The 12122-nt window shown below is 68.7% G+C and carries 11 protein-coding genes and 1 riboswitch; of the genes, 4 read left to right on the top strand and 7 right to left on the bottom strand.

What is annotated here, in order from left to right; all coding sequences use genetic code 11:
• Positions 1-34 precede the first annotated feature (34 nt).
• Positions 35-1009: a GlxA family transcriptional regulator gene (locus tag RLT58_RS11620; protein ID WP_311310318.1), complete on the bottom strand. Its 975-nt coding sequence runs from the start codon at positions 1007-1009 to the stop codon at positions 35-37.
• Positions 1010-1090: 81 nt separating this feature from the next.
• Between RLT58_RS11620 and RLT58_RS11615 the strand changes: the two genes are divergently transcribed.
• Positions 1091-1303 carry a hypothetical protein gene (locus tag RLT58_RS11615; protein WP_311310317.1) on the top strand — a complete coding sequence of 71 codons (213 nt, stop codon included), beginning with the start codon at positions 1091-1093 and terminating at the stop codon, positions 1301-1303.
• 14 nt (positions 1304-1317) lie between these two features.
• Here the strand turns inward: RLT58_RS11615 and RLT58_RS11610 are convergent, their stop codons facing one another.
• The 6 genes from RLT58_RS11610 to RLT58_RS11585 all read right to left on the bottom strand — a co-directional run bounded on the left by RLT58_RS11610 (position 1318) and on the right by RLT58_RS11585 (position 8633).
• A complete protein-coding gene (locus RLT58_RS11610; RefSeq protein ID WP_311310316.1) occupies positions 1318-2334 on the bottom strand; it encodes a ribonucleotide-diphosphate reductase subunit beta in 1017 nt (338 codons plus the stop codon).
• On the bottom strand, positions 2334-4760 hold the full coding sequence (locus RLT58_RS11605; RefSeq protein WP_311310315.1) for a ribonucleoside-diphosphate reductase subunit alpha: 2427 nt from the start codon (positions 4758-4760) through the stop codon (positions 2334-2336). The genes RLT58_RS11610 and RLT58_RS11605 overlap by 1 nt, the downstream gene beginning before the upstream one ends.
• A 139-nt stretch (positions 4761-4899) precedes the next feature.
• A riboswitch (cobalamin riboswitch) is annotated at positions 4900-5037 on the bottom strand.
• 52 nt (positions 5038-5089) lie between these two features.
• On the bottom strand, positions 5090-5602 hold the full coding sequence (locus tag RLT58_RS11600; protein ID WP_311310314.1) for a GNAT family N-acetyltransferase: 513 nt from the start codon (positions 5600-5602) through the stop codon (positions 5090-5092).
• A gap of 136 nt (positions 5603-5738) precedes the next feature.
• Positions 5739-7367, bottom strand: coding sequence for a monocarboxylate uptake permease MctP (gene mctP, locus RLT58_RS11595; protein WP_311310313.1), 1629 nt, complete (start codon positions 7365-7367; stop codon positions 5739-5741).
• Positions 7364-7618, bottom strand: coding sequence for a DUF3311 domain-containing protein (locus tag RLT58_RS11590; protein ID WP_311310312.1), 255 nt, complete (start codon positions 7616-7618; stop codon positions 7364-7366). Before RLT58_RS11590 ends, mctP begins: the two co-directional genes overlap by 4 nt.
• A gap of 250 nt (positions 7619-7868) precedes the next feature.
• Positions 7869-8633 (bottom strand): GntR family transcriptional regulator, encoded by a 765-nt coding sequence (locus RLT58_RS11585; RefSeq protein ID WP_311314488.1) that lies wholly within the window; start codon positions 8631-8633, stop codon positions 7869-7871.
• A gap of 305 nt (positions 8634-8938) precedes the next feature.
• On the opposite strand from RLT58_RS11585, the gene RLT58_RS11580 reads away from it, so the two are divergent.
• From RLT58_RS11580 to RLT58_RS11570, 3 genes are all read left to right on the top strand, one after another.
• Positions 8939-10222, top strand: coding sequence for an extracellular solute-binding protein (locus RLT58_RS11580; RefSeq protein ID WP_311310311.1), 1284 nt, complete (start codon positions 8939-8941; stop codon positions 10220-10222).
• Between the two features lie 85 nt (positions 10223-10307).
• Positions 10308-11294: a carbohydrate ABC transporter permease gene (locus RLT58_RS11575; protein WP_311310310.1), complete on the top strand. Its 987-nt coding sequence runs from the start codon at positions 10308-10310 to the stop codon at positions 11292-11294.
• Entirely contained in the window at positions 11291-12121 is an 831-nt protein-coding gene (locus RLT58_RS11570) for a carbohydrate ABC transporter permease (protein ID WP_311310309.1), read from the top strand. Before RLT58_RS11575 ends, RLT58_RS11570 begins: the two co-directional genes overlap by 4 nt.
• The last annotated feature ends 1 nt before the right edge of the window (position 12122 follow it).

Below are 12122 nucleotides of genomic sequence, written 5' to 3'. Positions count from 1 at the left end.
TGGACGAATGATCCGATGTCCGATCTCCGGCCGATCAGGCGACTTCGGTCAGATCGGACGGGCCCCGGAAGGTCCTGCGGTACGCGTTCGGCGTGGTGCCCAACGAGCGTACGAACTGGTGGCGCAGGGCCGCCGCATTGCCGAAGCCCGCCTGACCGGCGATCGTGTCCATTGTTTCATCGGAGGTCTCCAGCAGATGCTGGGCCAGCAGCACCCGCTGCCGCAGCAGCCAGCGGTACGGGGTGGTGCCCGTCTCCTGCTGGAAGCGGCGGGCGAAGGTGCGCGGCGACATGTGCGCCTGGGCGGCCAGCTGCTCGACGGTCATCTCGCGGTCGAGGTGGCGCTCCATCCAGGCGAGGGTGTCGCCGACCGTGTCGCAGCGGGTGCGCGGCAGCGGGCGCTGGATGTACTGCGCCTGCCCGCCGTCGCGGTGCGGGGGCACCACCATGCGGCGCGCGATGGTGTTGGCGGCGGCCGGTCCGTACGCCTGGCGGACCAGATGCAGGCATGCGTCGATGCCCGCGGCCGTCCCCGCCGAGCTGATGACCGGGCCCTCGTCCACGTACAGCACGTCCGGCTCCACCTTGGCCTTCGGGAAGCGGCGGGCCAGCTCCGCGGCGTGGCGCCAGTGCGTGGTGCAGCGCCGGCCGTCCAGCAGGCCGGCCGCGCCCAGCACGTACGCCCCCGAGCAGACGCTGAGCACCCGCGCGCCCCGGTCGACGGCCCGGCGCAGCGCGTCCAGGACCTCCTCGGGGTACTCCCGGTCCATGAAGTGGCTGCCGGCCGGTACGGCGATGAGATCGGCCTCTTCGAGCCGGTCGAGGCCGTACGGCGTGCTGATGGTGAAACCGGCGTGGGTCCGCAGCTGCGGGCCCTCGGCGGAGACCACGGCAAAATCGTGCACGGGCAGGCCCTCGTCGCTGCGGTCGAGTCCGAAGACCTCGCACAGGACGCCGAGTTCGAAGGGGTGGACCTCGTCGAGGAGAAGGGCGGCGACATTCTTCAGCATGCCACCAGTGTGGCAGTAATTCGATGCTCTATGACAGTCCTGCCACTGATGCGACCGGCCGGAAGCGACGACAGTAGAGCCATGAACACATTCATGAACTACCTGGGCATTTCCGCTGTTTTCGCTCTCGTGCTGCTGCCGGCGCTCGTCGGCGCCGCCCGGGAACGCCGCATCGACCGCCTGCTCCGGGAGGCGGAACGGGCCCGGAGTGCCGAGCCGCCGGAAACGGCGGACGCCGCACGGCCGGTGGGGGCCGCACGGCGTCCGTACGTCAGGAGCTGGGCGCGGATCTAGCCGGTCCGGGCGGTCTAGAACTCGTCGTCGAAGCCGACCGTGCCCTCGACGGCCACCTGGTAGGCGGACGGGCGGCGCTCGAAGAAGTTCGTCAGCTCCTGGACGCCCTGGAGCTCCATGAACGAGAACGGGTTCTCGGAGCCGTACACCGCGGGGAAGCCCAGCCGGGTGAGCCGCTGGTCGGCGACGCACTCCAGGTACGCGCGCATCGACTCGGTGTTCATGCCGGGCAGCCCGTCGCCGCACAGGTCGCGGCCGAACTGAAGCTCCGCCTCGACGGCCTCCTTCAGCATGTCGGTGACCTGCTGTTCGAGGGCGTCGTCGAAGAGGTCGGGCTCCTCCTTGCGGACGGTGTCCACGACCTCGAACGCGAAGTTCATGTGCATGGTCTCGTCGCGGAAGACCCAGTTGGTCCCCGTGGCGAGGCCGTGCAGCAGCCCGCGCGAGCGGAACCAGTACACGTACGCGAAGGCGCCGTAGAAGAACAGCCCCTCGATGCACGCCGCGAAGCAGATCAGGTTCAGCAGGAAGCGGCGGCGGTCGGCCTTCGTCTCCAGCCGGTCGATCTTCTCGACCGAGTCCATCCAGCGGAAGCAGAACTGCGCCTTCTCGCGGATCGACGGGATCTCCTCGACCGCGTCGAAGGCGGCCGCCCGGTCGTCCGGGTCGGGCAGGTAGGTGTCCAGCAGCGTCAGATAGAACTGGACGTGCACGGCCTCCTCGAAGAGCTGCCGCGACAGGTACAGCCGCGCCTCGGGGGAGTTGATGTGCTTGTACAGCGTCAGCACGAGGTTGTTGGAGACGATCGAGTCACCGGTCGCGAAGAACGCCACCAGCCGCCCGATCAGGTGCTGTTCGGCGGGCGACATCTTGGCGAGGTCCGCCACGTCGGAGTGGAGGTCGACCTCCTCCACGTGCCAGGTGTTCTTGATCGCGTCCCGGTAGCGCTCGTAGAAGTCCGGGTAGCGCATGGGACGCAGGGTCAGTTCGAAGCCCGGGTCGAGCAGGTTCTTGTCTTCGTTGGAGCTCATTACTGGCAGGCCTCGCAGGACTCGGGGTTTTCGAGGGAGCAGGCGATCGCGTCCGCGTCGGGCGCGCCGGCCTGCTGTACGGGAATGGGGGCGGCGGCCGCCGTCTGGCCGGACGCGGCACGCGCGATCCGGGTCGCGGGGCGGGAGCGCAGGTAGTACGTCGTCTTCAGCCCCTGCTTCCAGGCGTACGCGTACATCGAGGAGAGCTTGCCGATCGTCGGCGTCTCCAGGAACAGGTTGAGCGACTGGCTCTGGTCGAGGAACGGCGTACGGGCCGCCGCCATGTCGATCAGGCCGCGCTGCGGGATCTCCCACGCCGTGCGGTACAGCGCCCGCACGTCCTCGGGGATCCAGGCGAATCCCTGCACCGAGCCGCTCGCCTCGCGCAGCGCCTCGCGGGTCCGCGCGTCCCATACGCCGAGCCGCTTCAGCTCGTCGACCAGATAGCCGTTGACCTGGAGGAACTCACCGCTGAGCGTCTCGCGCTTGAAGAGGTTGGAGACCTGCGGCTCGATGCACTCGTACACACCCGCGATGGAGGCGATCGTCGCCGTCGGCGCGATGGCCAGCAGCAGCGAGTTGCGCATCCCGGTCTTCGCGACCCGGGCGCGCAGGGCGTCCCAGCGCTCCGGCCAGCTCAGCTCGGTGGCGTAGTGGTCGGGGTGCAGCACACCCCGGGCGGCACGCGTCTCGGACCAGGCGGGGAGGGGACCCGACCGCTCGGCGAGATCGCAGGACGCCTCGTAGGCGGCCAGCATGATGCGCTCGGAGATCTTCGTGGAGAGCGCGCGGGCCTCGGGGGAGTCGAACGGCAGCCGCAGCTGGAAGAAGACGTCCTGGAGGCCCATCGCGCCCAGACCCACCGGCCGCCAGCGGGCGTTGGACCGGCCGGCCTGCTCGGTCGGGTAGAAGTTGATGTCCACCACGCGGTCGAGGAAGGTCACGGCCGTACGGACGGTGGCGTCCAGGCGCTCCCAGTCGATCGTGCCGTCGGCGACGAACGCGCCGAGGTTGACCGAACCGAGGTTGCAGACGGCCGTCTCGCCGTCGTCGGTGACCTCCAGGATCTCCGTGCACAGGTTGGACGAGTGCACGACGCGGCCCGGCTCGGCGGTCTGGTTCGCGGTCCGGTTGGAGGCGTCCTTGAACGTCATCCAGCCCTGGCCGGTCTGCGCGAGGGTCCGCATCATCCGGCCGTAGAGCTCACGCGCCGGCATGGTCTTGCGGGCGAGGCCCTTGGCCTCGGCGGCCCGGTAGGCGGCGTCGAACGCGTCGCCCCACAGGTCGACCAGCTCGGGCACGTCGGCCGGGGAGAACAGCGACCAGGTCCCGTCCGCGTCGACCCGGCGCATGAACTCGTCCGGGATCCAGTGCGCCAGGTTGAGGTTGTGCGTGCGCCGCTGGTCCTCACCCGTGTTGTCGCGCAGTTCGAGGAACTCCTCGATGTCCGCGTGCCACGTCTCCAGGTAGACGGCGGCGGCGCCCTTGCGCCGGCCGCCCTGGTTGACGGCGGCGACCGAGGCGTCGAGCGTCTTCAGGAACGGCACGATGCCGTTGGAGTGGCCGTTGGTGCCGCGGATCAGCGAACCGCGGGCACGGATGCGGGAGTACGAGAGGCCGATGCCGCCGGCGTGCTTGGAGAGCCGCGCGACCTGGTGGTAGCGGTCGTAGATCGAGTCCAGCTCGTCCAGCGGCGAGTCCAGCAGATAGCAGGAGGACATCTGCGGGTGGCGGGTGCCGGAGTTGAAGAGCGTGGGGGAGGAGGGCAGGTAGTCCAGCCGGCTCATCAGCCCGTACAGCGCGGCGACCTCGCCGAGCGCGCGCTCGGATTCGTCCTCCGCGAGCCCGGCGGCGACCCGCAGCATGAAGTGCTGCGGGGTCTCGATGACCTGGCGGGTGTGCGGGTGGCGCAGCAGATAGCGGCTGTGCAGGGTGCGCAGGCCGAAGTAGCCGAAGCGGTCGTCGGCGCCGTCCGCGAGCGACTGCCCGATCAGCGCGTCCAGGGCCTGCGCGTGGAGCGTCACGAACGCGGCGGTGCGGTCCGCGATCAGGCCCTCACGGTGTCCGACGGCGACCGAGGCGGAGAACGACGTCGCGCCCTGCCCGGCCGCCTCGTCCGCGATGGTGCGGGTGAGGAGACGGGCGGCGAGCCGGGAGTACGCGGGGTCCTCGGAGATCAGGCCCGCGGCGGCCTCGGTGGCCAGCGAACACAGCTCGGCCTCGTCCGACCGGGCGTTGCGGCCGCGCAGGGCTGCGGCGGCGACGCGTCCGGGGTCGGTGTCGGGCAGATCGGCGGTGAGGTCGGTCAGGGTCCGCAGCAGTGCGGTGCCCGGTCCGTCCTTCGCGGGTCCGGCGGACCGGACCGCTTCGGCCTCGGCTGCTTCGGACTCGGCCGCTGAAACCGGATCGGCTGGCGCGATGGTCACGTGGTGCTCTCCCTCGCTCGGCTCGGGGCCGGCGGGGAGCGGGGGCAGCCGGGCGGAGCGGGACCCGGGCAGGGCAGCACTCCGTGCGGCGTCCACCGGCCCATCCGCGAGGCCCGGACGTCTGGGCATCCGGTTCGGTCGAGCCGGATGCGCTGTCGGCAGGTCCTCGGACTGACGGGTGCACAAAAGCACACCGAATACACCGTTGCGGGACAGTTCCGGATTCGCACCGGATTTCCCTGCGGCGACAGCGAGCACGAGCATACATGTGGGGGCCGCCGGATGCGGCAGCCCCCACATGTTGTGTCGTACGAGATCTCAGTGCGCGCTCACACCAGGGGCCGGAGCTCCAGGCGGTACGTCAGCAGCTTCAGGTCCTCGATCGGATTCCAGTCCCTCTCGGGGGTCCGGACGAAGCCGAGGCGCCCGTAGATTCTATGGGCACCGTGCATCGCCGGCTGCGTCGACAGGACGATCCCGGTGACGCCCGGGGTGGCTCGTGCGCGCTCGATACAGGCCCGTACCAGCGCCTCACCCGCTCCCGCTCCCCGGGCCTCGCGGGAGACCGCCAGCATCCGGAATTCGGCTTCGTCGGGCGCGGCGATGTCGCACCAGGGGTTGCCCGGCGGGGCGTAGGTCACCCCGCCCAGGACGCGGCCCCGCGTGTCGGCCGCCACCAGCACCTCGGCCTCGGCGGCCCGGCGGGGGACATCGCGCAGCTTCACCAGATACGGGTCGTCGGCGCCGAAGTCGAGGAGGCCGTCCCCGAGATAGGCCTCGGCGGTGATCTCGCCGAGGACCGTGTGCTCGGCGGGCTCGACCGGCCGGATCGTTATGTCCATGGGCGGAAGTCTGCCGCACGCCCGGGCCGGGCCCGCAAGCGATTTGCGCCGGCACTCCGAGCGCTTGGACGCGCGGACGGGCCGCCGCGCCCCCTCCGCGCGTGCGGAGGGGGCGCGACGGCCCGTCGCGGTGCCGTCAGTGGCCGCCCGGCGCACCCGCCGTGGCCGGCGGGAGCTCCGTCTGCACGCCCGGGTCGCCCGCGTCCGCGGTGTAGTCGCCCGGAGCGGTCTCGTCGACCCCGGCGGGCGCCTTCACGGCGTTCAGGACGAAGGTCAGGACCACGGTGACCACGATGTTCAGCACGAAGGCCGTCAGGCCGATGTAGCCGATCTCGCCGAGGCCCGGGATCTCCTTGGAGGACCCGCCGAAGTGCTTCTGGGTGGGGCTCGCGACCCCGTAGGCGGCGGCCGTCCCGTAGATCATGCCGACCGCCCAGCCGGCGAGCAGCGCCCAGCGGTGGAACCAGCGGGTGAACAGGCCGCCGACCAGGGCAGGCATCGTCTGGAGGATCCAGATCCCGCCGAGCAGCTGGAAGTTGATCGCGACCGTCTTGTCCATGGTGAGGACGAAGGCGAGCGCGCCGACCTTCACCAGCAGCGAGACCAGCTTGGAGACCTTGGTCTCCTGGGCGGGCGTCGCGTCGGGCTTCAGGAAGTCCTTGTAGATGTTGCGGGTGAACAGGTTCGCCGCGGCAATCGACATGATCGCGGCCGGCACCAGCGCGCCGATGCCGATGGCGGCGAAGGCCACCCCCGCGAACCAGTCGGGGAACATGTTCTCGAACAGCTGCGGGATGGCCAGCTGGCCGTTGTCCACCTTGACGCCGGCGGCGATCGCCATGAAGCCGAGCAGCGCGAGCAGGCCCAGCATCAGCGAGTACAGCGGCAGGATGGTGGTGTTGCGCCGGATCACCTCACGGCTGCGGCTGGAGAGCGTCGCCGTGATGGAGTGCGGATACATGAAGAGCGCCAGCGCGGAGCCCAGCGCCAGGGTGGCGTAACCCCACTGGCCCGCCTCGGCGGGTGCGAGGGCGCCGGTCGGCTTGCCGCCCGGCGGGCCCGCGAATTTGTCCTGCGCGGCGGCGAAGATGTCGTCGAAGCCGCCGAGCTTGATCGGGATGTAGATGATCGCCACGGCGATGACCAGGTAGATCAGTCCGTCCTTGACGAACGCGATCAGCGCGGGAGCGCGCAGCCCGGAGGAGTACGTGTACGCGGCGAGCACCGCGAACGCGATCAGCAGCGGCAGGTCCTTGACGAACCAGTTGGTGTTCTCGCCGCCGCCGACGCCCATCACGTCCAGCACGGCCTGGATGCCGACGAGCTGGAGCGCGATGTACGGCATGGTGGCGAGGATGCCGGTGACCGCGACGGCCAGTGAGAGCCCCTTGGAGCCGAAGCGGCCGCGGACGAAGTCCGAGGTGGTGACGTAGCCGTGCTTGTGCGACACCGACCACAGGCGCGGCAGGAAGGTGAAGATCAGCGGGTACACCAGGATGGTGTAGGGCACCGCGAAGAAGCCGGCCGCGCCCGCCGCGTAGATCGCCGCGGGTACGGCGACGAAGGTGTACGCGGTGTAGAGGTCGCCGCCGAGCAGGAACCAGGTGACCCAGGTGCCGAACGACCGGCCGCCGAGGCCCCATTCGTCGAGGCTGGCCTCGTTCTCGGCCTTGCGCCAGCGCGCGGCCATGAAGCCGATGACCGTGACGGCCAGGAAGAAGAAGATGAAGACGCCGAGCGCGACGCCGTTCACGCCGTCCTTCATGCCGACGCACCCCCCTTGCGGGCGCGCTGGTCACGCTGCCACAGCTTGTACGCGATCATCGTGAGCGCGGTCGAGATGAGCACCCAGAGCATCTGGTACCAGTAGAAGAACGGGATGCCGATGAACGTCGGGTCGATCTTCGCGTACGAACTCACCCAGAGCATCGCCACGAACGGCGCGATGAGGCAGAGGGCGATGACCACCCGCACCGGTGTGACGGTGGGTGGCTTTCCTTCTGGGTCTGCTGGCATGGCGGCGACTCCGTCCCCTCGCTGATCACCTGGTGTAATGCGCACGAAATCTAGGCGAGGGTCCCGGCCAGCGTCACCCCCTGTCCGCATTGCGGTCCGGCAACGGTCGTGAGACGTCGGACAGATAGCCGAAATAAGGTCACACGTCGGGAAGTTGGTCCAGACCAATGGTCGTTCCGGGGGCTCCCCGGGGCAGCGAAAAGCCCCCGGGCGGGGCCTCGGGGGCTGTTCACGTGCGGTGACGGGGCGGTCAGTCCAGCGGGCGCTTCAGACGGGCCACGAACTTGTAGCGGTCGCCCCGGTAGACCGAGCGCACCCACTCGACCGGCTCGCCCTGCTCGTCCAGCGAGTGCCGCGACAGCATCAGCATCGGCAGGCCCACGTCCGTGCCGAGCAGTCCGGCCTCGCGCGGGGTGGCCAGGGAGGTCTCGATGGTCTCCTCGGCCTCGGCCAGCCGTACGTCGTACACCTCGGCGAGGGCCGTGTAGAGCGAGGTGTACTTCACCAGCGAACGCCGCAGCGCGGGGAAGCGCTTGGCCGACAGGTGCGTGGTCTCGATGGCCATCGGCTCGCCGCTCGCCAGCCGGAGCCGCTCGATCCGCAGCACGCGTCCCCCCGCGCTGATGTCGAGCAGTCCGGCGAGCGTGTCGTCGGCGGTGACGTAGCCGATGTCCAGGAGCTGGGAGGTCGGTTCCAGGCCCTGGGCGCGCATGTCCTCGGTGTACGAGGTGAGTTGCAGGGCCTGCGAGACCTTCGGCTTGGCGACGAAGGTGCCCTTGCCCTGGATGCGCTCCAGCCGGCCCTCGACCACCAGCTCCTGGAGCGCCTGGCGCACGGTGGTGCGCGAGGTGTCGAACTCGGCGGCCAGGGTCCGTTCGGGGGGCACCGGGGTGCCCGGCGGCATGGTGTCCGTCATGTCGAGGAGATGTCGCTTCAGCCGGTAGTACTTCGGGACGCGCGCGGTGCGTGTACCCGCCCCCGTCTCGGTCTCCGAACTGCCCCCGTCGGCACCCATGGCCCGCCTTCCCGACTGCTGCGTTGCTGCCGTCACCGGCTCCTCCGTCTGTCGCGGCTCACATGGTGGCACGGTCCGGTCACGGCTCGTCGCCCTCCCTCAGGTGTCGGTCCTATAACGGACGCGAGTGCACTTCTTATACACCCTTGACACCCCTAAAGGTCTAGGCCAAGCTCCCGGTACTGGTCTAAACCATTAAAGACCAGGTCCCAGCCCCACGGGCAGTACCCGTCGTATGAGGTTGTGCGACGGACGGCGTTCTCGGGTGGTGGGGGGATTTTTCTTGCATCCCTGAGGAGGGTGTCGTGAAGCGCGGACTCATCGCGGCCATTGGTGTCGTAGCTCTCATGGCCGGTGCCACTGCCTGTGGCTCGGACGACAAGACCGACAGCAGCAGCAAGAAGGCCGGCCCGGACAGCTACAAGGGCCAGACGCTGACCGTCTGGGCCATGGACGGCTCCACGCCTCCCGGCTGGACCAAGGGTCTCACCGCCGCCTTCGAGAAGAAGACCGGCGCCAAGCTGAAGTTCGAGACCCAGAAGTGGGACGGCATTCAGCAGAAGATCACGACCGCCCTCTCGGAGTCGACCCCGCCGGACGTCATCGAGGTCGGCAACACCCAGACCCCCGCGTACGCGGCCACCGGTGGCCTCGCCGACCTGAGCGACCTGAAGACGGAGATCGGCGGCGACTGGGTCGACGCCCTGAACAAGTCCTCGGTCTTCGACGGCAAGCAGTACGCCGCCCCGTGGTACTTCGCCAACCGCGTCGTCATCTACAACAAGAAGGTCTGGGCCGACGCCGGCATCAAGGACACCCCGAAGACGCGCGACGAGTTCTTCAAGGACCTCGACGCCATCAAGGCGAAGGGCAAGGCCGAGCCGATCTACCTGCCCGGCCAGAACTGGTACTTCTTCGACGGTCTGACCATCGGACAGGGCGCGGACCTGGTGAAGAAGGAAGGCGACAAGTACGTCTCCAACCTCGCCGACCCCAAGGTCACCGCGGCCATGGAGCTGTACAAGAAGTACCAGTCCTACTCCAAGGCCCCCAAGGACAAGGACGAGGCCACCCCGCAGCAGGCCGACGTCTTCGCCAAGGGCAACGTCGGTGCCTTCATCGGCATGGGCTGGGAGGCCGGCACGGCCATCGCCGCCAACAAGAAGATCGAGGGCGACATCGGCTACTTCACCATTCCGGGTGAGACCGCCGAGAAGCCCGAGGGTGTCTTCCTCGGTGGCTCCAACTTCGCGGTCGCCGCGGGCAGCAAGAAGCAGGAGCTCGCCAAGGAGTTCCTGAAGCTCGCCCTGTCGGACGAGTTCGAGGGCCAGCTGGCCAAGGAGAACGGCGTCATCCCGAACAAGGAGTCGCTCAACTCCAACCTGACCGGCAACGGCGCCGCCGAGGCCGCGGCCCCGGCCGCCGCCGGTGGTGGCACCACCCCGCTCATCCCCGAGTGGGCCGCCGTCGAGAACGCGCCGAACCCGATCAAGAGCTACATGACCGCGGTTCTGAACGGAAAGTCCCCGGCCGACGCCGCCAAGTCGGTCGAGGGCGAGATCAACAAGCGCCTCTCGCAGAAGAACTGACCCGCCGGCGCCGGGGGGCGGGCATCCACCGTCCCCCGGCGCCCCCGCGTGACTCGACCGTACGGCCCAAGAAGAGATGGCGAGCATGTCAGTGCAGACCGAACAAGTGGACTCGGTCCCGGCAGCCGGTGTCCGCAAGGATGACGCGCCTCCCGCCGGCCCCGTCGCACCGCGAACGAAGCGGGGCGGCGCCTCGGCCCCGTATCTGCTCCTCCTGCCCGCGCTGCTCGCCACGGCGGTGCTCCTCGGGTATCCGCTGGTCAAGAACGGCATGCTGTCGTTCCAGAACCTCAACCCGCGTCAGCTGATCCTCCACCTGACCGAGTGGAACGGCTTCGACAACTACCAGGAGATCCTCGGCGGATCGGACTTCTGGCGGGTCGTCGGGCGGTCGATCGTCTTCACCGCTGCCAACGTTGTCCTGATCATGGTGCTCGGCCTGCTGATCGGCCTGCTGCTCGCGCGGCTGGGCAAGAGGATGCGGCTGCTGCTCATGCTGGGCCTCGTGCTCGCGTGGGCCATGCCGATGATCGCGGCCACCACGGTCTACCAGTGGCTGTTCGCCCAGCGGTTCGGCGTCGTCAACTACGTGCTCGACAGCCTCGGCTGGCACTCGATGGCCGACTACAACTGGCTCAGCACCCAGTTCTCCACCTTCTCGCTGGTCACCCTGGTGATCGTCTGGCAGTCCATCCCCTTCGTGGCGATCAACCTGTACGCCGCGTCGACGACGATCCCCAAGGAGCTGTACGAGGCAGCCTCGCTCGACGGCGCCGGAACCTGGCAGAACTTCACCTCGGTGACGTTCCCGTTCCTCAAGCCGTTCCTGGTGGCCACGACGTTCCTCGAAGTCATCTGGGTCTTCAAGTCGTTCGCCCAGCTCTTCGCGATCAACGAGGGCGGCCCCGACCGGCTCACCGAGACGCTGCCCGTCTACGCGTTCGTCGAAGGCGTCGGCAACCAGCACTTCGGCATGGGCGCCGCCATCTCGTTCCTGACGATTCTCGTCCTGCTGGCGCTGACCGGCTACTACCTGCGTACCGTACTCAAGCAAGAGGAGGACGAGCTGTGAGGCGTTCACTGTTCGGCCGGTTCTGGCCCAACGCGACGGCGGTCGTCCTCTTCATAGGCTTCGCCTTCCCCGTCTACTGGATGTTCAGCACGGCCTTCAAGCCGGCCGGCGACATCATCACCGAGACCCCGGTGTGGTTCCCGACGGACGTCACGCTCGAACACTTCAAGAAGGCCATCGCGGCGGACCACTTCTGGACGCTCGTGCGCAACTCGTTCACGGTGACGATCCTGTCCGTGGGCGCCTCGCTGGTGATCGCGCTGCTCGCGTCCTTCGCGATGGCCCGCATGCGCTTCAAGGGCCGCCGCGGCATCCTGCTGACCTTCATGATCGCGCAGATGGCCCCGTGGGAGGTCATGGTCATCGCGATCTACATGCTGGTCCGCGACGCGGACATGCTGAACAGCCTGGTCCCGCTGACGGTCTTCTACATGATGATGGTCCTGCCCTTCACCCTCCTGACGCTGCGCGGCTACGTCGCCGCGGTGCCCAAGGAGCTGGAGGAGTCGGCCATGGTCGACGGCTGCACCCGCCCGCAGGCCTTCATGAAGGTGATCCTGCCGCTGCTCGGCCCGGGTCTGATGGCGACCTCGCTCTTCGGCTTCATCACCGCCTGGAACGAATTCCCGCTCGTGCTCATCCTCAACAAGGACATCGAGTCGCAGACCCTGCCGCTCTGGCTCTCCCAGTTCCGGACCGCGTTCGGTGACGACTGGGGTGCGACCATGGCAGCTTCCTCGCTCTTCGCCGTACCGATCCTGATCCTCTTCATCTACCTGCAGCGCAAGGCCGTCAGCGGTCTCACCGACGGCGCAGTGAAGGGATAAC

This window comes from Streptomyces sp. ITFR-16 (assembly GCF_031844705.1).
Lineage (GTDB): Bacteria > Actinomycetota > Actinomycetes > Streptomycetales > Streptomycetaceae > Streptomyces.
Note: the sequence above shows the minus strand (reverse complement) of the source record. Positions and strands in the feature narration are given on the sequence as shown.